A 25179-nucleotide genomic window follows, 5' to 3' on the forward strand; every position below is an offset into this window, starting at 1 on the left:
GGACATGTGGACCGTTAAGAAGTGAGAATGCCGGTATGAGTATCGAAAAGAAAGGTGAGAATCCTTTCCACCGAAAGCCCGAGGGTTCCTGAGCAACGATCGTCGTCTCAGGGTAAGTCGGGACCTAAGCCGAGGCGGAGACGCATAGGCGATGGACAACAGGTTGAAATTCCTGTACCGGATACAATCGTTTGAGCGATGGAGCGACGCAGAAAGGCATATGATCGCGCGACTGGAAGAGCGCGTCCAAGTGCGTATGTTGAATCGGAGGCAAATCCCTGATTCTAAAAGCAGAGACACGATGGGGAGTTATACGAAAGTATGACGAACTCATAGATCCTACACTGCCAAGAAAAACTTCTAGTGAGAAAGTATCCGCCCGTACCGTAAACCGACACAGGTAGGCGGGGAGAGAATCCTAAGGTGCGCGGGAAAACCCTCGTTAAGGAACTCGGCAAATTGCATCCGTAACTTAGGGAGAAGGATGACCTTAAGTAAGCGAAAGGGAGAAACCCCTGGAACAGAACAAGGTGGCAGAAAAGAGGCCCAAGCAACTGTTTACCAAAAACACAGGTGCCTGCGAAAGCGAAAGCTGAAGTATAGGTGCTGACGCCTGCCCGGTGCTGGAAGGTTAAGGAGAGATGTCAGAGCAATCGAAGCATTGAACTGAAGCCCCAGTGAACGGCGGCCGTAACTATAACGGTCCTAAGGTAGCGAAATTCCTTGTCGGGTAAGTTCCGACCCGCATGAAAGGCGTAATGATTTGGGCACTGTCTCAACGAGGGGCCCGGTGAAATTGAAATACCTGTGAAGATGCAGGTTACCCGCGACTGGACAGAAAGACCCCATGGAGCTTCACTGCAGCTTGAGATTGAATCTCGGTGATGCATGCACAGGATAGGTGGGAGACTTTGAAGTATGGGCTTTGGCTTATACTGAGTCGATGTTGGGATACCACCCTTGTATTGCTGAGATTCTAACACGGAGGCTAACAACCTCGTGGACCATCTCAGGTAGGCGGTTTGACTGGGGCGGTCGCCTCCGAAAGAGTAACGGAGGCGCCCAAAGGTTCCCTCAGGTCGGACAGAAACCGACCGAAGAGTGCAAAGGCAGAAGGGAGCTTGACTGCGAGACAGACAAGTCGAGCAGAGACGAAAGTCGGGCTTAGTGATCCGGTGGTACTGTGTGGAAAGGCCATCGCTCAACGGATAAAAGCTACCCTGGGGATAACAGGCTAATCTCTCCCAAGAGTTCATATCGACGGGGAGGTTTGGCACCTCGATGTCGGCTCATCACATCCTGGAGCTGGAGTAGGTTCCAAGGGTTGGGCTGTTCGCCCATTAAAGTGGTACGCGAGCTGGGTTCAAAACGTCGTGAGACAGTTTGGTTCATATCCATCGCGGGCGCAAGAAGTTTGAGGGAGGCTGCTCCTAGTACGAGAGGACCGGAGTGGACGGATCAACGGTGTACCAGTTGTCACGCCAGTGGCACGGCTGGAAAGCCGCATCCGGAAAGGATAAACGCTGAAAGCATCTAAGCGTGAAGCCCGTCCCGAGATGAGACTTCTCATCAGCAATGAGTAAGACCCCTTAAAGACGATGAGGTTGATAGGCTGTGAGTGGAAGGCCCGTAAGGGTTGGAGCGACGCAGTACTAATAGGTCGAGGTCTTAACTTGAATTTCACAAGCGCGACCAAGTGGCGGAAGCCCTTCGGAAAACTTTTCTTCTATATAGTTTTGAGAGAACAGACACTCTCAACGATTCAGTGGCGATAGCTGTGAGGATACACCCGTACCCATGCCGAACACGGTAGTTAAGCTCACAAACGCCGAAAGTACTTGGCTGGAAGCGGCCCGGGAGGATAGGAAGCTGCTGATTAACTAAAAAGGATCAATCATGTGAATGGTTGGTCCTTTTTGCTTTGTCTTACATTCTCGGTTGGCCGGAGTCGCCGGGAGGAACAAGCTGCTGATTAACGGAAAGAACTAATCATGCAAATGGTTGGTTCTTTTTATTTTGTCTGGCGGTTTTGGTTGGCTGGAATCGACGGCGGTATGAAAGACTATGAGGGGCGATCTTCTCCCGCATGTCATTTCGAGCGCAAGCGAGAAATCTTTTCCGTTTGCGGTCAAACGGTGTATGCGTGTGAACGGAAACGGGAAGCCTGATACTCCATGAATGTGGGATACGGTGCTTCATGCAAACGGATGAGCAAAGGGAACAACAAAGCCGCAGCAATAAAGATCCCTCGGCTACGCTCGGGATGACGATACGAGAGGAGGGATAGGCTCACATTGCGTTTAAGAGAATAATCTTGGTTGGCCGGAATCGTCGGGAGGAACAAGCTGCTGATTAACATGAAAGCACATCTGCAAAGATGTGCTTTTTGCTTTGCCTTCATTTGGTTCAAGGTTCAGGGGTGAGGTGGCGGCTTCGTCGCCTTTTTTTATTGGGCGATGCTCGAAAGTGGAATGAAAAACGATATGAGACGATCCGTCTTTCTTGTGTGTCATGAGGGCCGAAGTAGAGGGATCCTTCCGGCAGAGCGGTAAATCGTGAGCGAGGGAAAGGCGAAAAAGGAAGCGCCAAGGCGTCGTTTGAGTGAGGGCGCATGTGTGCATATGGCGGCAGTGCAATAAAGATCCCTCGGCTTCGCTCGGGATGACGGTACTTGGGGAGCGAATAGGTTCAGCGGATAGATTCACAAGGGCGGCTTCGCCGCCTTTTTAGAGGATGGTATTCCCGTATCGCAGCCTTCCCCTCTAGGGAAAGGTGCCCCGCAGGGGCGGATAGGGTGACTATGGCATGAAAGACAGCTGGGATAAGGTTTCCCAGTCACTCCAGGGAAGGAATCAATCATTTACATGGTTGGTTCTTTTTACTTTGCTTTCATTTGGTTCAGGGTTCAGGGGTAAAGAGGCGGCGAGACTGCTCATTAAAGCGTCTTCCTGTCACGTAGCAACAAAAAACGCTTGTAAGAGGGGATCGTGTGACAGGCGGTGAAGGCAGTTTGTGTACTATTCTACGGCATTTTTGGATAAGGTTTCAGGATAGTGGAATAGTTCTAGAAAAATAATTTTAGATAAAGTCTAAATTTAAAGTTGCATATAGACGAAAATCAGGGGGGGGTACTATTAAACCATATTAAAACGCTTTCCCATGGATTCTGCGTTTCTACTTTTTTAGAAAGCGTTTATATTAGGAGGAATTGGTATGATGAAAAGCAAAAAATTAATTTCGGCAATTTTGGCTGCTGCATCGATCGCAGGGAGTGTGGTTGGCGCACAGGCTCAGACTATTGATGGTCTTGATCACAAGGTTGACAATATCATCAATGAATTACAAGATCAAAAGAATAAAATTCAGGGACTTGAAAATAAGGTTAATGGCATAGATACCACCAAACTGGTTGAAGCAGAAGCAACAGCACGCAAAGATGCAGACCAGAAACTGCAGGGAAATATCGATGCAGAAGCAACAGCACGTAAAGATGCAGACGCGAAGCTGCAGAAACAGATTGATAAGAATGGCATCAAAGCAGATACAGCACTGAAGGTAGCTGGTAATGGCGCGATGCAGAATGGCGCAACCAATCTGACAAATGGTGTAAACCAGAATACCAGACTGGTTGAAGCAGAAGCAACAGCACGCAAAGATGCAGACCAGAAACTGCAGGGAAATATCGATGCAGAAGCAACAGCACGTAAAGATGCAGACACGAAGCTGCAGAAACAGATTGATAAGAATGGCATCAAAGCAGATACAGCACTGAAGGTAGCTGGTAATGGCGCGATGCAGAATGGCGCAACCAATCTGACAGATGGTGTAAACCAGAATACCAGACTGGTTGAAGCAGAAGCCAAAGCACGCAAAGATGCAGACACGAAGCTGCAGACACAGATTGACACCAACAAGCAGCAGATTAGCCAGAACCGGCAGAATATTGATAAAAATTCCAGTGACATCAAAACTCTCAAGGATAACTGGAAGGACTCTAATCGTGCTTTCAATGCAGAACAGGTGCAGCAGATTGATCGCAACAAAGCTAATATTGAGTTTATTCATGATCAGATGGATATGGGCGCTTATAAAGATGGCACTTTTATCACCAATGGTGATAGCATCGGCGAAGCACTGAAGAAACTGGATACCAATGCAGTGGATCAGCAGAAACAGATTGATAAGAATGGCATCAAAGCAGATACGGCACTGAAGGTAGCTGGTAATGGCGCGATGCAGAATGGTGCAACCAATCTGACAGATGGTGTAAACCAGAATACCAGACTGGTTGAAGCAGAAGCAACAGCACGCAAAGATGCAGACCAGAAACTGCAGGGAAATATCGATGCAGAAGCAACAGCACGTAAAGATGCAGACGCGAAGCTGCAGAAACAGATTGATAAGAATGGCATCAAAGCAGATACGGCACTGAAGGTAATTGGTAATGGTGCGATGCAGAATGGTGCAACCAATCTGACAGATGGTGTAAACCAGAATACCAGACTGGTTGAAGCAGAAGCCAAAGCACGCGACGATGCAGACAAAGCAGAAGCGAAGGCTCGTGAAGAAGCTGACACGAAGCTGAAGAACAACATCGATAATGAAGCGGCAGCTCGCTTTGCAGGCGATAATGCGCTGAACAGCCGCATCAATCAGGTGGAATCCGATGCGAATAAGGGCATCGCCAAGGCATCCGCTCTGGCTGCACTTCACCCACTGGACTATGATCCGGACAATAAATTCGACATTGCTGCCGCAGGTGGTTTTTATAAAGGCGAGAATGCATTTGCTCTGGGTGCATTCTACCGTCCGAACAGAAATGTCATGCTGAGCATGGGAACGACCTTGACCAGCGGTGATAATGCTTACAATGTCGGTGTGACCTTCAAAATCGGTAAATCCGGTAAGCACACGGAAACTGGTCTTACCACAGCTGACCTGTACGCAATGATCAGTGCTATGCAGGACAAGATGGATCAGCAGCAGAAGAAGATCGAAGAACTGGAAGCAAAACAGGCTAAGTAATCATTTCCCTGTAGACTTCGAAGAGGCCCAGATAAAGTCTGGGCCTCTTCTTGTGCATAGGGAGGCTATCCGAGATAAGACTCTTCTCTATTTATTCCAATAGCACCCATCTAGTTGTTTTTGAAGACCTGCTATGGCAAGCAAAAACACCAGTCTTTATGGCTGGTGTTTTTTGCTTGCTGGTATGTCATCCGCATCGGGGGCGCTGCCGTTTTATTTTTGGGGGGCAGGTCATTTCCTCTTTCGTCACCAGTTACCGGTTACGCTTACGCTTACGATATGGGAGAGTGGTCTTTCCTGCAAGGCACGCAGGCTTATCAGCTGTCAATCACACACAAAAGCGCGCCCCGTGCTTGGGAAGGCGATATGAGAAAATGCTCCTTACCCATTCCTTTTTATTCCGCTGTGTGAGCCAACCTCCGCCCCTTCGGGGCACCTCCTTCCATAGGAAGGAGGGAGAGCCATGTCCCTGCATAGCTTTCCCATACTGTCATTTCGAGCGCAAGCGAGAAATCTTTTTCGTTTGCGGTCAATAAGAAACGGGAGGGCATCGGAAAACGGGAAACACGGTACTCCATACGCTACTTCCTGCGCTCCGGGATCACGGCGTTTCATTTGGGCATTAAAAATCCCCTAAAGCAGTTTGGTTATTTACGTTGTCTGCTTTAGGGGGGATCATATCAGTGTGAGGGCGCGCTTTTGTGCGTAGATTATTTCCCTGTATCACTGGTCGTGCTTTCCGTCGATGTGCCGAAGGAGGAGTAGGTGACGCCATTAAAGGTGCAGGTGACTTCGCCTTTGCTTCCTACGGTATAAGCACCGGCACCCGTGGGCGGTTCGGGGACTTTTTTCAGATAGCCGTTATCGCCTGCGAGTGTGGAGAGGTCGGTGGGGTAGGTGCCGCCTTTCTTGACGTGGTAGACTTCCATGGCGGTGCCGATGGTGGAAAGATCAGACTGGATCTTGGCGACCTTCGCTTCGTCGGTCATGCCGACGAAGTTCGGAATGGCGACAGCGGCAAGAATGCCGATGATCGCGACTACGATGATGAGCTCTAAAAGCATGAAGCCTTTTCTTTTCTTGATCGTTCTCTTTTCTTTTTCCATAGGACCTCCTTGTTGTGAAGTGACGGGGGAATCGTTTCATTCATTATGCGCTTTCCGTTTTGGATTTACCAATATGAAATGCGAATGCTTACTCAGGGTATCGGTGAGCAAATTAGATGAGAGGGACTTTTTCCGAAAACACTCATCCATGAAGACTAGCACCTTTTTTGCGAATCGTCATCGCTCACTGGCCGCCGATCCCCTTGCATTTTTCAGAGCACAATGCTAGAATAAGCCGGAACGAAGATCCTGGAAAAGTCAATAGAAAAATTGACGCATAAAAACTTTTATATAGCGTATGATAATTTCTATAAAAGAAAATAAACAATATGCATTATAGAAGAAATCTTTATGTGGGTTTTCGTGAGAATCATTGCGGATATTGACTTTGTGTGATATGATTTTTATTCGCAACGGTTCTTTTAGTAGAGTATATATAATAAGGTTGTGTAATGCTTCCGGAGGCAGGCAGGGACTCGATGATTGGTTCGATTTCCTGCTTCTTTTTTCCGGGAGGAAGAAAGCCATGTTGTTTTTATGAAAGGGTGAGGCAAGGAATGCCGAACAGCAAGATGTTCAGACCTGTCGTGGTAGGGAAGAAAAAGAGATACACCTATGCCAGATCGCAGGAAGTACTGAAGATGCCCCATTTGCTCGATCTGCAGACGAAGTCGTATGAATGGTTCTGCAAGGAAGGGCTGAAGGATGTTTTCGCAGATATTTCTCCTATCGAGGACAGCGCTAAGAAATGGGCGCTGCACTTTGGCGATTTCTATTTCGGCAAGGGCAAGTACAATATCGAACAGTGCAAGGCGAAGGATGTGAACTACTCCGCTCCGCTGTACGTGAAGACGCGTCTGGAAAACAAGGAAACCGGCGAGCTGAAAGAGCACGATCTGTTCATGGGGGATTTCCCGGTCATGACGGACACGGGTACATTCATCATCAATGGTGCCGAGCGTGTCATCGTATCCCAGCTGGTTCGTTCTCCCGGCGTATACTACAAGCGCGAAAGAGATGCTTTCGACAAGGAGATCTATACCGCGCAGCTGATCCCGAACCGCGGTGCGTGGATCGAGCTGGAATCGGATCCGGCAGGCTCCGTTTCCGTCCGTATCGACCGCAACCGTAAGATGCCGGTCACCGTCCTCATCCGTGCGCTGGGCTACTCTTCCAATGAAGAGATCCTGGAGCTTTTCGATCATGATATCCATATCGAAAAGACGCTGGAGAAGGACAGCACCACGGACAAAAAGTCCGCTCTGATCGAGATCTATCACAAGCTCCGCCCGGGTGAACCGGCTACCGAAGATAGTGGTACGACGCTGCTCCATAATTTCTTCTTTGATCCGCGCCGTTATGATCTCGCGAAGGTCGGCCGTTACAAACTGAATAAGAAGCTGGCTTGGAAGAACCGTCTCCTCGGTCACAAGACCGAAGGCCCGATCGTCAATATGGAAACGGGTGAAGTGGTCATCGAAGGCAACAGCACCATCGATGAAGAAGCGATCGCAAGGATCGAAGAAAGCGGTGTATTCTCTTCCTTCGATCAGGTCGAAGTGATGACCCAGAAGGATGATGGCACTCCGGTCAAGGTGATCTGCTCTTCCGGCAACCGCGAAGACAATTACCGCACGCTGGAGATCTGCGATATCATCGCCTGCATTGATTATCTCCTGAACATGATGCAGGGCTATGGCAAGAGTGATGACATCGACCATCTGGGCAACCGTCGTGTCCGTTGCGTCGGTGAGCTCCTGCAGAACCAGTTCCGTATCGGTCTCACCCGTATGGAAAGAGTGGTTCGCGAGAGAATGACCACCCAGGACCAGGATAAGATGAGTGTACAGGCGCTCGTCAATATCCGCCCGGTCGTAGCTGCTATCAAGGAGTTCTTCGGAAGTTCCCAGCTGTCTCAGTTCATGGACCAGACGAACCCGCTGGCAGAACTCACGCATAAGCGTCGTCTTTCCGCTCTGGGACCTGGCGGTCTTTCCCGTGAACGTGCAGGCTTCGAAGTCCGCGACGTACATTACTCCCACTATGGACGTATGTGCCCGGTAGAAACCCCTGAAGGCCCGAACATCGGCTTGATCTCCTCTCTGTCCAACTACGGCGTCATCAACAAGTATGGTCTCATCGAGACACCGTACCGTCTGATCGATGAAAAGACCCACACTGTCACTGACAAGTGCGAATATGTCACTGCTGATATCGAAGAAGATAAGATCATCGCACAGGCGAGCGAACCGCTCGATGCAGAAGGTCATTTCGTTCATAAAAATGTAGCGAGCCGCCGCGGCCCGGACGTACTCGAAGCGGAACCGGAAGAAGTCGTGCTGATGGACGTATCTCCGAAGCAGGTCGTCTCCATCGGTACCTCCCTCATTCCATTCCTCGAACACGATGATACGAACCGAGCTCTGATGGGTGCGAACATGCAGCGTCAGGCTGTACCGCTCCTGCGTCCGGAAGCACCGCTCGTCGGCACCGGCATGGAATGGGTCGCTGGTCAGGACTCCGGCGTCTGCATCCTCGCTAAGCGTGCCGGCACTGTCGAAAGAGTCACTGGCCGCCAGATCATCGTTCGCGCAGAGAATGGCGAGCTTGATACCTACGACATCATCAAATTCATGCGTTCCAACCAGTCCACCTGCATCAACCAGCACCCGATCGTATCCAAGGGCGACCGCGTAGAAGCGGGAGACACGCTGGCGGACGGCATGGCGACCGATGGCGGCGAGCTGGCTCTCGGCCACAATGTACTCGTAGCTTTCGTATCCTGGGAAGGGTACAACCACGAAGACGCCGTTCTGATTTCCGAACGTCTCTGCAAGGATGACCTGTACACCTCCATCCATATCGAAGAATATGAATGCGATGCCCGCGATACCAAGCTGGGCGAGGAAGAGATCACCCGCCAGCTGTCTTCTGTTTCGGAAGATGCTGTCAAATACCTCGACGAAAACGGCATCATCATGGTCGGCGCTGACGTCCGTCCAGGCGATATCCTGGTCGGCAAGGTCACTCCGAAGGGCGAGACGGAGCTGACGCCGGAAGAACGATTACTGCGTGCGATCTTCGGTGACAAAGAAAGAGAAGTCCGTGATACCTCCCTGCGTGTGCCGCACGGCGAATTCGGCAAGGTCGTCGATGTCAAGGTCTTCACCCGTGAAAACGGTGATGAGCTGGCACCAGGCGTGAACAAGCTCGTCCGCGTTTACATCGCGCAGAAACGTAAGATCCGTGAAGGCGATAAAATGGCAGGCCGTCACGGCAACAAGTGCGTATGCTCCCGCATCATGCCTGTCGAAGATATGCCGTTCACCCCGGATGGCCGTCCGGTCGATCTGGTACTGAACCCACTGGGCGTACCGTCCCGAATGAACATCGGACAGATCCTGGAAATCCATCTTTCCTGGGCCTGCCACATGCTCGGCGAAGAGATCCATGCGGCAATGGCAGCCGGTGTCGGCTCTCCGAAGTATGAAGAAATGAAGCAGCGCCTCATCGACTGCGGCTATGATTTCGAAAAATACGGCATGCCGGAACCGACCGAGTCCGGTATCCATATCGCGACCCCGGTCTTCGACGGCTGCCGAGATGAAGACCTCGCAGCGACCCTGAAGGCAGCAGGCCTTCCGGCCGGTGCGAAGACGGACCTCTATGATGGCCGTACCGGTGAAAAACTGGACAATCAGGTCACGATCGGCTGGAAATACATGCTGAAGCTCCATCATCTCGTCGATGATAAGATCCATGCCCGCTCCACCGGCCCATACTCCCTCGTTACCCAGCAGCCGCTGGGTGGCAAGGCACAGTTCGGCGGCCAGCGTTTCGGTGAAATGGAAGTCTGGGCTCTGGAAGCCTACGGCGCGGCTTACACGCTGCAGGAAATCCTGACCGTGAAGTCCGATGATGTCATCGGCCGTGTCAAAGCCTATGAAAAGATCGTCAAGGGCGAAAACATCCCGAGTCCGGGCGTACCGGAATCCTTCAAGGTCCTCATGAAGGAACTCCAGTCCATCGGTCTCGACGTCCGTATCCTGAATGAAAATGGCGATGAAGTCGTCCTGAAAGAGCTCGATGAAAGCGATCTGGAACAGGGCTACGGCGGCGGACAGCCATGGCATAAGGATGAACTGAAAGAAGCCATGGAAGGTGATGATGCCGTTTCAGATTCCAGAAACGACATGGAAAGCCACATGAATGGCGCTGTCGAAAACGCCGGCGATGATGTCGCATCCTTCAATGATACACTCGAAGCAGAAGCCAATGCACAGGCTCCCGTAGAAGCCGGCTTTGGTGAAACTGATCTTGATACAGAACTTGGCTTTACGAATGACAGCCAGGATGACTGATTCCGGAAAGGAGCGCTAATCAATTGTTAGATGTAAATGAATTTGATTCCATGAAAATCGGTATCGCTTCTCCGGAAAAGATCCTTGAATGGTCTCACGGGGAAGTGACGAAGCCGGAAACCATCAATTACAGAACCCTGAAGGCAGAAACCGACGGCCTCTTCTGTGAAAAGATTTTCGGACCGACCAAAGACTGGGAATGCAAATGCGGCAAGTACAAAAAGATGCGTTACAGAGGCACCATCTGCGATAAGTGCGGTGTCGAAGTCACCTCCTCCAAAGTCCGCCGTGAACGCATGGGTCATATTTCTCTGGCCTGCCCGGTTTCCCATATCTGGTACTTCAAGGGCACGCCGTCCCGTATCGGCCTCATCCTTGAGATCTCTCCTCGCCAGCTCGAAAGAGTCCTGTACTTTGCAGCTTATATCGTCCTCGATCCGGGCGATACGAACCTGTCCAAGTGCCAGGTCCTGAATGAACAGGAATATCAGGATGCCGTAGCTACCTATGGCAAGAAAGCATTCAAAGCCCAGATGGGCGCAGAAGCCATCCAGTACCTGCTGAAAGAGCTCGATCTGCCAAAGCTGGAAAAAGCACTGCAGAAAGAGATCGAAGAGGGCAGCGGCCAGCGCAAGGTCAGATGCATCCGTCGCCTCGAAGAAGTCGAAGCCTTCCTGCATTCCGGAAACAAGCCGGAATGGATGATCCTCTCTGTCCTGCCGGTCATCCCTCCGGATCTGCGCCCGATGGTCCAGCTCGATGGCGGCCGTTTCGCCACCTCCGACCTGAATGACCTCTATCGCCGCGTCATCAATAGAAATAACCGTCTGAAGAGACTTCTGGAACTCGGTGCTCCGGAAATCATCATCAGAAACGAAAAACGTATGCTTCAGGAAGCTGTCGATGCCCTGATCGATAACGGCCGTCGCGGACGCGCCGTCTCCGGCCCGGGCAACCGCCCGCTGAAATCCCTCTCCGACATGCTGAAGGGCAAGCAGGGCCGTTTCCGTCAGAACCTTCTCGGCAAACGTGTCGACTACTCCGGCCGTTCCGTTATCGTCGTCGGACCTGAGCTCAAAATGTACCAGTGCGGCCTGCCGAAGGAAATGGCGATCGAACTCTTCAAACCGTTCATCATGCATGAACTCATCAAGAGAGGCGTCGCAAGCAACCTCAAGGCAGCACGCAAGAAGGTCGATAAGCTCGCTCCGGAAGTCTGGGAAGTCCTTGGCGATGTCATCAAAGAACACCCGGTCCTTCTGAACCGCGCACCGACACTGCACAGACTCGGTATCCAGGCTTTCGAACCGATCCTCTGGGAAGGCCGCGCGATCAAGCTGCATCCGCTCGTATGCCCAGGCTACAACGCTGACTTCGATGGTGACCAGATGGCCTGCCATCTGCCGCTGTCCGTTGAAGCGCAGGCTGAAGCACGCACCCTGATGCTCTCCATCAACAACATCCTGTCCACGAAGGACGGCAAGCCAGTCGCAATTCCTTCGCAGGATATGATTCTCGGCTCCTACTACCTCACCATCGTACAGACAGCCAATGATACGAAGGTCGATTTCACCGATGAAGAAAAGAAAGAAAATCCGAAGGCGAAATTCGATGTCATGAAGCAGTGGAAGAAAGCCGAAGATGAGATGGACACCTCCAAGCTTCGCGCTTACACCGGCTATGACGAAGTCATGCTGGCTTACAACCTGCATCAGATCAAGATCCATGATTTCATCAAGGTCTTCATCCCGAAGGAAGATCGTCCGGATGGATTCAATGAATCTGATGATGATCTTGTCATCACCACCCCGGGCCGCCTGATCTTCAACTATGCGATCCCGAGAGAACTGCGTTTCTTCTACAAGCGTCATGAAAAGCGCCTTGATGAAAATGGCAATACCTATACCGTCGAAAACAATGGTCTCGGCGTCACTATCGGTAAGAAGCAGATGGGCAAGCTCGTCAATGACTGCTTCAAGAAACTCGGATTCAAGGCGACCGGCGACCTGCTCGACTCCGTGAAAGCCCTCGGCTTCCACTACGCTTTGATCTCTGGTATTTCCATCGGCATTTACGATGTCGCTGTACCACCGGAAAAGGATAAGATCCTGGAAGACGGCGATGAAAAAGTCGAACAGATCAAACGCTTCTTCCGCCGCGGCCTCATGACCGATGACGAAAGATACAGAAGAGTCGTCGAAGTATGGAGCAAGAAGACCGACGAAGTCGGTGCTGCGATGAAGAGCTCTATGGTGAAGTTCAACCCGCTGACCATGATGGCCCAGTCCGGCGCCCGTGGTAACGATAACCAGATCCGTCAGCTGGCCGGCATGCGCGGCCTCATCGCCGATACCTCCGGTAAGACGGTCGAACTCCCTGTAAAGGCAAACTTCCGTGAAGGTCTGACCGTCCTCGATTACTTTACCTCTTCCCACGGCGCTCGTAAGGGTCTTGCCGATACCGCACTCCGTACCGCAGACTCCGGTTACCTTACCCGTCGTCTGGTTGACGTTTCCCAGGACGTCATCGTTCGCGAAGAAGACTGCGACGTACAGGTCCTGAATTTCGACAGAGAACAGAGCCTTATCGCCTCTCAGCCGGAAGTCAAGAAGACCATCATGGGTCTCAAGCAGACACTCCTCGGCGCAGTTCTGGATGAAGATGTCCTCGACCGCAGAAATGGAGATATCCTCCTCGTGAAGGGCAAGACCCTCGATGCGGACGATGTGACCCTGCTGAACCGTCACCTCGTAGAACATATTTCCGTCATCATCCCGACCGCTGACGGCATCGAAGCCGCAGAACCGAAGACCTTTGACCTCGGCACACAGGATGCTGTCGCTGAATACAACCGCGCGATGCGCCATCATCTGACTGTCCACTTCGCAGGCAAGAAACTCGAAGAAGATGCCTATGACCGCCAAGGCAATGTCCTCTTCCCGGCAGGCACCGTCATCGACAGCGATGTCGCAGAGAAGATCCTCGTTTCCGATATCCCGGTGCTCAAAGTCCGTATGGATGAAGCGGAAGGCGTCGAAGTCTCCCTCATCGAAGAAAAAGGCCAGCCGATCGAGTCTCTGGCTGACCGTATCGCAGGCCGCTGCCCGCTGGAAGATGTCGTGAACCCGACCACCGGCGAAGTTATCGCGAAGAAGAATGAAGAAATTTCCGATGCACAGGCAGAAGAAATCCAGAAATACTACGACAAGCTGAAGGTTCGCTCCATCCTCACCTGCCACTCCGCTCACGGCGTCTGCGCGAAGTGCTATGGCAGAAATCTGGCAACCGGCCGTCACGTAGAGATCGGCGAAGCAGTCGGCATCATCGCTGCACAGTCCATCGGCGAACCGGGTACCCAGCTGACCATGCGTACCTTCCATACCGGCGGCGTTGCTTCTGCAGAAGATATCACACAGGGTCTTCCACGAGTCGAAGAATTGTTCGAAGCCCGCAAACCAAAGGGCAATGCGATCATTTCCCGTATCGACGGCACGGTTTCCATCACCAGTGCAGAGGATAACCCGAATGTCAAGATCATTACCATCACCAGCAATGATCCGGAAATCGCCCCGGAAAGCGAAAAGATCCCGGTAGCGAAGAAGATCTCCGTCACAAACGGCGAATTCATCAAAGCCGGCACCCGCCTCTTTGAAGGTAACATCAACCCGCACGATATCCTTGATGTCCTTGGCGTACAGGCGACTCAGAACTATATCGTCAAGGAAGTCCAGAAGGTTTACCGCAGCCAGGGCGTAGAGATCAACGATAAACACATCGAGATCATCGTTCATCAGATGCTGCGTAAGATCAAGATCACCGAACCGGGCGGCTCCGGCTGGCTCCCGGGCGAGACTGTCGACATCGTCGCATTCCGTGCGATGAACCAGCGTCTTGACGACGAAGGCAAAGACAGAGCCGTCGGCGAAAACCTGCTCCTTGGTACCACCAAGGCAGCTCTTGCGACCGACTCCTTCCTCTCCGCCGCTTCCTTCCAGGAAACCACCCGTGTCCTCACCGAAGCAGCGATCAAAGGCAAGGAAGATCCGCTCCTCGGCCTCAAGGAAAATGTCATCATCGGCAAACTTATTCCGGCTGGTACAGGCATGTCCCGTTACCGCAAGCTGAATGTCATCCATAAGGGTGAATCCTTCGAAACCGGATCCGATGCGGAATAATTGATGCATCAGATGTAGCCAAAGCAGTCCTCACATCGTGGGGACTGCTTTTTGCATGGAGGGTATTCTGCACGATCCGGCGTATTTACTGGGCAGCAGCTACTTGCCGCAGGTCACCGTGCTTTCCTCTTGCGAATTTCTTCGAGATTCTCTACAATAGAATAGATATGACAGGGGGACTTGCATCACAGGCGTCGTCTGTATCCCTTTCCGCGATGATCCTACGATCCTATGCGTTGCACGGCCTCGCTGCCTCTATAGGATCTCCCGAATCTCTTTCGCCCAAGATCAAAGGGGTGCATCCCCAATGGTTCACACGGAATACATTTTCCTGCTCTCGGATTTTTCAAGGAGATGCTATGATAAAAAAACTCTTCCCTCTCGCGCTAGCTGCGATGCTCTCAGTGACGGGGCTTTCGATCTCCGATGCGGAGGATCTTGTGATCGATGGGCTCGGCCGTCTGCCATTTCCCAAGGACGTGACGGTCACGGATGGCGGCGGGTCAGAGCTCTCGCGGTTCATGATCGAAGGGACACACCGGGAAAATTATGGGAGATCGGCGCGTGCTGCGATGTGGTCGATTCTGACGGTACCGCCAGGCATGCAGCTGTATCCGGAGAAAGCGCCGTATCCCTATGACTCGATGCACATGTACCAGATACGCAAGACGGATGTGCGCGGGACATACAGCGCGGGCATCTATGTCATCTCGGGGACGGAGAAGGATTTCTTCCATGAGGGGCATCCGAAGGCAGCCCGCTTCTGGTCTACGGCTTTCCTTGAGGATGCCAAGCGTCCGACCTCGCTCTTTGGAATGCCGAAGATCCAGACATCGGAGTTCCAGGCATTGGTGGATCAGGTGCTTTCTGAGACAAAAGGTCCATCTATACAGGTGAAGATCTTGAGATTCGTCCCCTGGCGTGCTTTCAAAAATGAAGACGGTACCTACCGCTGGGGACAGGAGGCGAAGGTCATCCTGACGAATGAAAAGGGCTTGTCGTTTCCCCTCTGGATCTCTGCCAATCTTTTGAAAGCGGGGGATAAGTACTATTTGATCGAGGTGAATGGCAGCCACGCGGCGGCCGAACAGCTGTCGGATCTCCTGCTGTATGGATTCTATCGGATGAAGAGATGAGATAGCAGCGATGCGATGATTTCAAAATGCGCGGTGCTTCCGCTTTACGATGTGCGCTCCATCTAGGCAGGACAGCGTAAGCTTTTTTACTGCTGCATTTACTTTTGAAAGGGGATTTTCCATGAAATGGAAATGTTTGCTTCTCACGCTCGCGCTGGCCTGCGGGATCTCTGCGGGGGGAGAAGCGTATGATATGAATGCCGTCGCAGCCGCTTCGCTTCCCAAAGGCTTCACCTACCGGGAGGCAGCGGGGACGGAGACACTCCATTTTATGGAGAAAGACATTCCTTATCAGATGGGACAGCTGCAGTATACATTGGAAAAACAGCAGAGCTTCTCATCCGGCTATATCATTCGCGCGCTGCTTCCTGTAGAGATGGCGGAAGCGCTGAAGCCGTATTTCAAGATGAATCGTGATGAACATGTCTGGCGCCGGCTGATGCAGATGAACCGCGCACTCTTAAATCCGGCATCCCCTCTTCGGAAGGGGATCGAAGAGACGGTACTGAGTCTGGCTCGCAATGCCATCGGCCCCGCTGCGGATTCTTCGATCAAGGTAGAGCTTTCTCGGCTGGAGCCTTTCCGCCGCCTGGATGTCGATGAGGCCTATGTCTATACCGCAGGCGGGCTGATCACCTACAATGCGGAGGGGATGAAGCTCCCCATGTACTGCCGCTCCTATTTCTTCCCCGGAAGTGAGGGACTCGATGTCCTGATGCTTTTCACCCCCGACGAAGGCAAAGCGCCGCTCCTATATGCCATCGATGATCTGGTGAATGCGGCCGCGAAGGAAGAGCTCAATGGGGCAGCAGGATATAAAGACCTCGGCGTGGTGCTGGGGAAGAATCAATAAGAAAAGGGGCTGCCAGTGACAGGTGACTAGGAATTAACAGCTAGGAATTAGGAAGCTCGAGGGACTAGTGACTTGAATACTACTTTCGGGCATCGCCTCATACATCATTGCGGCGAAGCCGCCACCTGAACCCTGAACCATAAACCTTAAATTACATATTTCCATACAACCAACCCATTTACAGGAGGACCTATGAACGTATTTGCCTCGCTTGGCGTGAATGAGACGCTGACGAAACTTTTGAAAACACAGGGGATCAAGACCCCGACGCCCATCCAGATGTCCGCGATCCCAAACGCTTTCAAGGGACGCGATCTGATCGGCCGTTCGCAGACTGGGACCGGAAAGACGCTGGCCTATCTGCTGCCGGTCGTTCAGCGCGTAGAAACAGACAAAGCCATGACGCAGGTGCTTATCATGACACCGACCCGCGAGCTTGCCAAGCAGGTCTTTGACGTGATGCGCCCCTTTGCCATCGAGTGCGGTGTGGATGGAGCAGATATCATCGGCGGACGCACGATCGAGAACCAGTTGCAGAAGCTGAAGCGTGATCCGCATGTCATCATCGGGACACCCGGGCGCCTTCTGGATCATATCCGCAGAAAGAGCCTCGACCTTTCGAATGTGAAGACGGTCATCCTGGATGAAGCCGACCAGATGCTGGCGAATGGGTTCCGCAAAGATATCGAAGCCCTGATCGATGAGACGCCGAAGAAGCGCCAGCTCCTGCTCTTCTCTGCGACGATGCCTGACGATGCGAAGCGTCTTGCCAGAAAGTATATGCACCACCCGGTCTTCCTTGATGTCGCAGAAAAAGCGACTGCATCGACGGTCGAGCAGCGTATCTATGAGACGACTCTCCCGCGCAAGTTCAAGCTCCTCGTCCGGCATCTGACGGAGATGAATCCGTACATGGCCGTCGTTTTCACGAATACCCGTGAGGAAGCGCATGAGCTCGCCGGCAAGCTGCAGGAGGAGACAGACTTCATCGTGGATGAGATCCATGGTGATATGAGCCAGAGCCAGAGAAATCAGGTCATTCGCGAATTTGAGAAAGCACGCATTCAGGTGCTCGTTGCCTCCGATATCGCGGCACGCGGGCTTGACGTCGAAGGCATTACGCATGTCTTCAATTACGGGATCCCAAGAAATCTCGAATACTATATCCATCGCATCGGCCGCACCGGCCGCGCCGGTACGAAGGGGATCGCCATCACCTATGCGACGCCGGAGGATGGATTCCTTCTCCGGAAGCTGGAAAAATCCATTGAAGAGACCATCACCCGCTATGATGAGAAGGGAAATGTCCGCCGCGTGAAGGCAGGCAAGCCGAAGAAGAAGGTCGTGACGCCCGGCATGTACAAACCGACCAAGAAGAAAGAGCATAAAGCGCTCGGACACAAGGGGCGGAATATGAGACAGAAACGGAAGAAAGAAAAGAAATAAGGGAAACGGACAGTTGCGGCTGTCCGTTTTTGGGGTAATGCTATTAAGTTAAGGAAATCGTTAGCTGCGTAACGTCTTGCTTCCCCCTTCGGGGGAAGTGCCGAAGGCAATAGGGGCATGCCAGCGGTATAGCGTGCTATGTTGAATAGTCCGATGTTATTGCACTTGTCAACAAAAATTGGACACGAAACTAAAAAAATTAGGCATAAAAATTGAATACTTGTACAAGATACAGTGAATCTTCCAACATCGTCTCGGGAACCGCCAGACACTTTATGCCAACTACAACTTGAATAAGTTCAGCATTTAGAAATATGGCGTTCTCGGTACTGCTTCGGCGTCAAGTAGCCCAATGTATAGGCTGGCCTATATTCGTTAAAGAAATGGATGTAATCATCCACCTCTTCCGCGATGGACTTCTCTCCGGTCACGTGCAAGTCCATGAACATTTCGGCCTTAATCCATCCATTGACAGATTCCATTGCAGCGTTATCTGTCGGCGTTCCGGCACGTGACATCGACCGGGTAATGCCGTACATGGGCAACAGGTCGTTGTAGGCCTTAGATGCGTAGACAGATCCCTGGTCCGTGTGCAGGATCATTTGGTGTTCTGGATGTTGCTCCTTCCATGCAATCAGATCTCTCAGCCCACTGATATAGGTCATGCGGTCGCCACGCTTTGACGAAAGGGAATAGATGACAATCTCATTGTTCCAGAGATCCATGTAAAGAGTCAGTTCGTAGTAGGTGCCCTTCACATAAAACGCTGTCATATCGCTCACGATGCACTGCATCGGCCCGTCAATCTGCATCTCTGACAGGAGCAGATTTGGGAATATCCGTGCCGGATCTCCAGCCTTCTTGTAGCGGTAATGCTTGGACTTGCTCTTGATTCCCGCAATCTTGCAACACTTATGAGCATAGGGGTCAGACAGGACAATGTTTTTGTCTAGGCGTATCTTGGCATTCAGCCAGCGGTAACCATGCGACGGATACTTCGAGTGGTATTCTTGAAACAGCCTGACATTGCTTGCAAGGTTCTTCTCTCTTTCCGAAGGATGGGAGAGATGCTTCTTCCATGCGTAGAAACTGCTCCGCTGGATGCCCATTGCTTTACATAGGATCTTCACTGGGATTTCTCCTGACAGCTCCATAATCACTTGGTAGTCTTGCTGGCGTATAGAATTACCGTACCATCTCCCTTCACCTCGTATCCTTTTTTTAACCTTGCTTCTGTGATCCTGGCCTTGATCAGCTCCTGGATCAATTCCTCCTTTGTCATAGATTTCAGTTCATCCAGCTCTACCGGCTCTTTCTTGAAAGAGAGTGTGCCGATGGATCTCTGACCGTGTTTGGGCGGTAGCCGATTGACATCCCGATACATTCTCATGTAATTCCGTGCGGTCTGCTCACTAATGCCATATTCTTCCGCGGCTTCATACCGACTTATTTCGCTGTAGTAAATTCGTCGACCGATGTCCAATCTTTGTTCTTTCGTGTACTTCATGGCAAACCTCCTGTCCAGTAAGGGGGACACTCTGTCCAGTGCTTATTTTGCACTGCCTATGCAGTGTACACTGTAGGTCTAAAGATTACCCCCTCTGTGTCCAATTTTAGTTTACCACTTCATATCGATATTCCAACACTTTCATGCAATACCGCTACGTAGCCCCCTCACCCCTTCGGGGAGCTCCCCCGATGGGGAGCCAAGAACGTTCTGCCGCTTAACGCTTAACTTAATGGCATTACCTAGAGGGGAAGGCTGCGATACGAGAATACCATCTTCTAAAAAAGTCGGCGAAGCCGCCACGAGAACCTTGAACTCTGAACCAAATGAAAGCAAAGTAAAAAGGGGCTGTGAAGAAATGAGGATTCATTTCTTCACAACTCCTTTTCTGTAGGGGGATTTCCTCGTGCCTTTGTGCCGAAGCGTACTGCCAACACGCCTGAATTGTGATACAATAGTCCCCATCGAGGTGATACGTATGATCAAAAATAAAAAATTCATTCATCAGCTGCTGTGGCTCTTGGCGGGAATTCTTCCCTGGGGCTTCGGGGGATTTCTGGTACACACTGCTGAGTCCATGGCAGTGGGGACGCTCGCTTACTGGGGAATGGGGCTTCTGGTGCCGTTTCTTTTTTTCCTCTTCCAGCGGAAAGGCTATGGCAGTGAGTGGGGAGCATTACGAGCGGCAGTACATTTGCCGCTCTGGATCTCCTTTATCATCCTGCAGATGGTCATTTTCTGGAGCTATCTGCCGATGGCAGACAAGGCCTTCAAGGAAAGTCCGATACCGATCTCGATCGCTTTCTTTATCGTGCTGACGCTTTTTGCCGGGGCGGCGATCATGCTGGACTATCTGCTTCCTGCTCTCTATGAGAAACTTGCGGAGAAGGGGGCTTGCCGGAAAGTCTGGCTGGGCGCGGCTTATTTCAGCGGACTTATTCCCGGCTTTGCCATTCTCTCCTTTCTGGGGCTCTACTATGCGAATGGTATGCGCCTTGATCCTTTCACGGCGAGCTTCTTCCTGCTGGAGGTTTTCAGCTTTATCTTCTACGGAAAAATCATCCTCGGCATGATGACATTCGGGATTTATCTCTTTCTGGCGCTTTCCGGGACAAAGGGGCGGCGCATCACGGTGTGTGCTTTCAGCGGGATATTCTGGCTGATGCTCCTCTATATCCCGATGGTGATCTCCCTCCATCTTCCGCAGGCAAGCTGGCAGGTCTATATGGATCCGTCCTACCTTCCCATGATCCCCTTCGTTTCAGATCTTTGGCTGACAGGGATCGCGATCTGGGGTGGGAAAAAGGTCACGGAGTGGATATTTAGATAATGGGGTTAGCCCATGGGGCGGGCTGCTCACCTGATTGTTTGCGAAAGAGGGGGAGCGGGTTCTATAGGTGGAGAGGGTTCAGCGGGGGCGGTGCTCGAAGGTGGCATGTAATCACCTTTCGGGCATCGCCCCTTTTTTTTGAACCTATAGAACCTGCTGAACCTATTTCATCCGCAATCAAAGGGCAAAACGTCTCAGGGGCTCGTCCTGCGCCTTCACCGTGAAATTCTAATTTTTCTCCATTGGACAGGTATGATAAAATGTAACTGTATTAGTGGCTTTTTTCATTTCCGACTGGAGCCTGCGCCTTTGCGCCGGCGAGTAACGAGGAAGGAGTGTTGAACTTGTCTGATATCAGACGTTTGTATGTACGAAAGAAGGCTGGTTTCCGTCAGGGCGAAGAGAGCCTGACGGCTGAGCTGAAAGAGGTGCTGGGAGACCGCATCGAAGGCTGTGGGATCTATCATCGCTACGATGTCGACGGACTTTCCGGAGAAGACTATGAGAAAGCGGTCTCGACTGTATTCTCTGAACCGCCGGTCGACAGTGTAGAGACAGAACTGCCAAAGGGCGATCTCGTCATCGGCGTCGAATTCCTGCCGGGGCAGTATGACCAGAGAGCGGATTCGGCAGAGCAGTGTCTGGCCATTGTCACCGGAAAAGATGGCGCGCGTGTGCGTTGTGCGCTGGTCTACACCTTTGATGGACATTTCGCAGAAGGCGACCGCGAGAAGATCCTGAAATTCCTTGTGAATCCGGTGGAGTCCCGTGAAGCAAGTCTCGCTCCTGCGGAAACGCTGGATCTTCCCATCGAAGACCCGAAGGCAGTACCCGTTGTCAAGGGCGTCTGCGAGCTGGATGATGCAGGGATCGATGCCCTGATCGCCGACATGGGCCTTGCCATGAGCCATGATGACATGGCGATGATCCGTGACTATTTCCGCGATGAAGAGAAGAGAGATCCGACCGTGACAGAGATCCGTGTGCTCGATACCTACTGGTCCGACCACTGCCGTCACACCACTTTCTCCACCAAGCTCTCCTGTGTCGAAGTCGAAGACGGCACTTTTACCGCTCCGATCTCCAAGGCGCTCAAAGACTACGAAGAGACGCGTATCCATATCTATGGCAAGGACACGAAGCGCCCTGTGACGCTGATGGATATGGCAACAGCGGCTGTCAAGGCTCTCCGCAAGGAAGGAAAGCTGGAAAATCTGGATCAGTCGGAAGAGATCAATGCCTGCACCATTAAGGTGAAGATCGATACCATCGACGGCGAGGAAGACTGGCTGCTCCTTTTCAAGAATGAAACACACAACCATCCGACCGAGATCGAGCCATTCGGCGGGGCAGCGACCTGCCTGGGCGGATGTATCCGAGACCCTCTCTCCGGACGCTCCTATGTGTATCAAGCGATGCGCGTGACGGGCGCCGCAGACCCGCGCATGCCGCTTTCCGAAACGCTTGCAGGCAAGCTCCCGCAGAGAAAGATCGTTGTCGAAGCGGCTAAGGGCTACTCCTCCTATGGCAATCAGATCGGTCTTGCCACCGGTGAGGTCAAGGAATATTATCATCCGGGATTCATGGCGAAGCGCATGGAGATCGGCGCCGTTGTCGCAGCGGCTCCGGAAGACCATGTCATCCGTCTTTCTCCGACACCCGGCGACGTCGTCATCCTGGTCGGCGGGCGCACGGGCCGTGACGGCATGGGCGGTGCGACAGGCTCATCGAAGGAGCTGAATACCGAGTCCATCGAGACTTGCGGCGCAGAAGTCCAGAAGGGCAATCCGATCACGGAAAGAAAGATCCAGTGCCTCTTCCGTCGCGGGGAAGTCACACGCCTCATCAAACGCTGCAATGACTTCGGCGCAGGCGGTGTCTCTGTCGCTGTCGGTGAACTGACAGATGGCCTTGACATCGATCTTGATCAGGTACCGAAGAAATACGAAGGCCTTGATGGGACTGAGCTGGCGATTTCCGAATCGCAGGAGCGTATGGCGGTCGTCGTCAGAAAAGAAGATGCAGACCAGTTTATCCGCTATGCCGCAGAAGAAAACCTTGAAGCCACCATTGTGGCTGATGTGACCGATACCCGCCGCCTCGTCATGAAGTGGAGAGGGGATACCATCGTCGATATTTCGAGAGATTTCCTCGACACGAATGGCGCGCAGCAGGTGAAGGAAGCCTACATCGCAAAGCCGGATGAAGCTGGCTATTTCCATAAAGAAGAGATCCATGACATCAAAAAGACCTGGCTTTCCGCCATGGCAGATCTCAATAACTGCTCGGAGCAGGGGCTGGCTGAACGCTTCGACTCCACCATCGGTGCCGGTACCGTACTCATGCCATTCGGCGGCAAGTACCAGAAGACCCCGACCGACGGCATGGTAGCGAAATTCCCGGTCCGCAAAGGAGAGACTGACAGCGCCAGCTTCATGGCACATGGTTTCGATCCCTATCTGGCATCCTGGAGCCCGTTCCATGGTGCAGCCTATGCCGTACTCCTCTCCGTGGCCCGCCTCGTGGCGATGGGGGCTGACTGGAGAAAAGCCTACCTGACGCTGCAGGAATACTTCGAAAAGCTCACTGACAAGACCAGCTGGGGCAAACCGGCGGCCGCACTCCTCGGTGCTTTCCATATGCAGGAAAGCCTTGGTCTGGGAGCGATTGGCGGCAAGGACTCCATGAGCGGTACCTTCAATGATATCCACGTCCCGCCGACACTCGTTTCCTTCGCAATCGCTCCGGGGAAAGCCTCCGAAGCTGTCAGCCAGGAACTCAAGAAGGAGGGCGATGTCCTCATCCTCTTCGGCCAGCCGAAGGACGAAGCCGGCATGCCGCTTCTTGATGTATTCAAAGCGCATGCGGATTTCCTCTATCAGGAAGTGCAGGCCGGACACATCGCAGCGATGAAAGCGGTCGAACACGGCGGCGTCGCAGTGACCGCAGCCAAGATGGCTTTCGGCAACAAGCTCGGCGTCACCTTTGGTGAAAATCTGCCGCTCTTCAAATACTTCAGCAATTTCTATGGCGCGATCCTTGTAGAAACTACGCCGGAACTGGCAGAGGCATTTGCCAAACAGCCGCACACGAAGATCCTCGGTACCATCGGCGGGGACAGCATGAAGCTCTGCGGGGAAGAGATCGCCGTCGAAGAGCTCCTGCGTTCCTATGAAGGTACGCTCGATCCGATCTTCCCGCGCCGCGCAGCAGACATCCAGAAAGAAGCGCCGATCCTTCCGGAAACGAAAGCGATCCCGCAGTTCTATGTCCATACGAATCTTTCGCGTCCGCGCGTCTTCATCCCGACCATGCCGGGCAACAACTGTGAAGTCGACTGCGCGAGAGCCTTTGAACGTGCCGGTGCGGTCAGTGATATCTTCATCTTCAGAAATCGCGATGCAGCCGAACTCAAGGACTCCGTCGATGAAATGGCAGAACGCATCCGCCATGCGCAGATCGTCATGTTCCCGGGCGGCTTCTCTGCAGGCGATGAACCGGACGGCAGCGGCAAATTTATCGCCGCTGTATTCAGAAATCAGAAGCTCATGGAGGCCATGGACCAGCTCCTTCATGTCAGAGATGGTCTTGCCATGGGCATCTGCAACGGTTTCCAGGCTCTGATCAAGCTCGGCCTCGTACCGTATGGCGAATTCAAGCCGCTCACCGATGACGCACCGACGCTCACCTTCAATACGCTCGGCCGTCATATCTCCCGCTTCGTCACGACCAAGGTCGTATCGACCAAGTCCCCGTGGCTTGCCCTCTGCCAGCCCGGTGATCTCCACTCCATCGCCATCAGCCACGGCGAAGGACGCTTCATCGCTTCCGATGAACAGATCCGGGCACTCGCAGCCAATGGCCAGATCGCGACACAGTACGTGGGGCCAGATGGCGAGCCGACCTACGACAGCCGCTACAATCCGAACGGCTCCTCCTGGGCTGTTGAAGGCATCACCAGTCCTGACGGACGCGTCCTCGGTAAGATGGGTCATACCGAACGCCGCGGCCAGAATGTCGCAAAGAACATCGCCGGTGATACCTACCAGCCGCTCTTCGAAGCCGGTGTGAAGTACTTCAAGGGCTAATGGTCCATGCATAGAAAAACGCTCTCGTGAATGCGGGAGCGTTTTTGTTTAGGGTTCAAGGTTCAAGGTTCAGGGTGAGCCCCGAAGTTTGAAAGCAGGGATGAGGGATTGGGGATTAAGGAAACGCTGATTCAATCGCAGAGTCAGATTCT

General features: G+C 52.5%; 13 protein-coding genes and 2 rRNA genes (1 of these 15 only partly in view). 10 read left to right on the top strand and 5 right to left on the bottom strand.

Annotated elements, in window-relative coordinates:
• Together ACGG9R_RS02415 and rrf are read left to right on the top strand one after the other, a co-directional pair.
• Positions 1-1676 (top strand): 23S ribosomal RNA (locus ACGG9R_RS02415) (it extends 1250 nt beyond the left edge of the window).
• A gap of 85 nt (positions 1677-1761) precedes the next feature.
• A 5S ribosomal RNA gene (gene rrf / locus ACGG9R_RS02420) occupies positions 1762-1878 on the top strand.
• A gap of 422 nt (positions 1879-2300) precedes the next feature.
• Here rrf and ACGG9R_RS02425 read toward each other — a convergent pair.
• A complete protein-coding gene (locus ACGG9R_RS02425) occupies positions 2301-2513 on the bottom strand; it encodes a hypothetical protein (RefSeq protein ID WP_390151009.1) in 213 nt (70 codons plus the stop codon).
• Between the two features lie 700 nt (positions 2514-3213).
• Here ACGG9R_RS02425 and ACGG9R_RS02430 point away from each other — a divergent pair.
• Positions 3214-5025 carry a YadA C-terminal domain-containing protein gene (locus tag ACGG9R_RS02430; protein ID WP_390151011.1) on the top strand — a complete coding sequence of 604 codons (1812 nt, stop codon included), beginning with the start codon at positions 3214-3216 and terminating at the stop codon, positions 5023-5025.
• Between the two features lie 395 nt (positions 5026-5420).
• On the opposite strand, the gene ACGG9R_RS02435 is transcribed toward ACGG9R_RS02430, so the two are convergent.
• Positions 5421-5603, bottom strand: coding sequence for a hypothetical protein (locus ACGG9R_RS02435; protein ID WP_390151014.1), 183 nt, complete (start codon positions 5601-5603; stop codon positions 5421-5423).
• A 132-nt stretch (positions 5604-5735) separates the two neighbouring features.
• Positions 5736-6131 (bottom strand): competence type IV pilus major pilin ComGC, encoded by a 396-nt coding sequence (locus tag ACGG9R_RS02440; RefSeq protein WP_390151016.1) that lies wholly within the window; start codon positions 6129-6131, stop codon positions 5736-5738.
• Positions 6132-6688: 557 nt separating this feature from the next.
• On the opposite strand from ACGG9R_RS02440, the gene rpoB reads away from it, so the two are divergent.
• From rpoB to ACGG9R_RS02465, 5 genes are all read left to right on the top strand, one after another.
• Positions 6689-10492, top strand: a complete 3804-nt coding sequence (rpoB, locus tag ACGG9R_RS02445) for a DNA-directed RNA polymerase subunit beta (RefSeq protein WP_390151019.1) — start codon at positions 6689-6691, stop codon at positions 10490-10492.
• 23 nt (positions 10493-10515) lie between these two features.
• On the top strand, positions 10516-14667 hold the full coding sequence (rpoC, locus tag ACGG9R_RS02450) for a DNA-directed RNA polymerase subunit beta' (RefSeq protein ID WP_390151022.1): 4152 nt from the start codon (positions 10516-10518) through the stop codon (positions 14665-14667).
• Between the two features lie 359 nt (positions 14668-15026).
• Positions 15027-15803 carry a hypothetical protein gene (locus ACGG9R_RS02455; protein WP_390151025.1) on the top strand — a complete coding sequence of 259 codons (777 nt, stop codon included), beginning with the start codon at positions 15027-15029 and terminating at the stop codon, positions 15801-15803.
• A 121-nt stretch (positions 15804-15924) separates the two neighbouring features.
• A complete protein-coding gene (locus ACGG9R_RS02460; RefSeq protein ID WP_390151027.1) occupies positions 15925-16656 on the top strand; it encodes a hypothetical protein in 732 nt (243 codons plus the stop codon).
• Positions 16657-16848: 192 nt separating this feature from the next.
• On the top strand, positions 16849-18102 hold the full coding sequence (locus tag ACGG9R_RS02465) for a DEAD/DEAH box helicase (RefSeq protein WP_390151030.1): 1254 nt from the start codon (positions 16849-16851) through the stop codon (positions 18100-18102).
• Positions 18103-18401: 299 nt separating this feature from the next.
• On the opposite strand, the gene ACGG9R_RS02470 is transcribed toward ACGG9R_RS02465, so the two are convergent.
• Together ACGG9R_RS02470 and ACGG9R_RS02475 are read right to left on the bottom strand one after the other, a co-directional pair.
• Positions 18402-19256, bottom strand: coding sequence for an IS3 family transposase (locus tag ACGG9R_RS02470; RefSeq protein ID WP_390151033.1), 855 nt, complete (start codon positions 19254-19256; stop codon positions 18402-18404).
• A 2-nt stretch (positions 19257-19258) separates the two neighbouring features.
• A complete protein-coding gene (locus tag ACGG9R_RS02475; RefSeq protein WP_390151036.1) occupies positions 19259-19609 on the bottom strand; it encodes a hypothetical protein in 351 nt (116 codons plus the stop codon).
• Between the two features lie 478 nt (positions 19610-20087).
• On the opposite strand from ACGG9R_RS02475, the gene ACGG9R_RS02480 reads away from it, so the two are divergent.
• Both ACGG9R_RS02480 and ACGG9R_RS02485 read left to right on the top strand, forming a co-directional pair.
• Positions 20088-20939 (top strand): hypothetical protein, encoded by an 852-nt coding sequence (locus ACGG9R_RS02480; protein ID WP_390151039.1) that lies wholly within the window; start codon positions 20088-20090, stop codon positions 20937-20939.
• Between the two features lie 344 nt (positions 20940-21283).
• Positions 21284-25027 carry a phosphoribosylformylglycinamidine synthase gene (locus tag ACGG9R_RS02485; RefSeq protein ID WP_390151042.1) on the top strand — a complete coding sequence of 1248 codons (3744 nt, stop codon included), beginning with the start codon at positions 21284-21286 and terminating at the stop codon, positions 25025-25027.
• Positions 25028-25179 lie beyond the last annotated feature (152 nt).

The sequence above is a fragment of the Dialister sp. i34-0019-2H8 genome, assembly GCF_042846925.1.
Taxonomy (GTDB): Bacteria; Bacillota; Negativicutes; order Veillonellales; family Dialisteraceae; genus Dialister.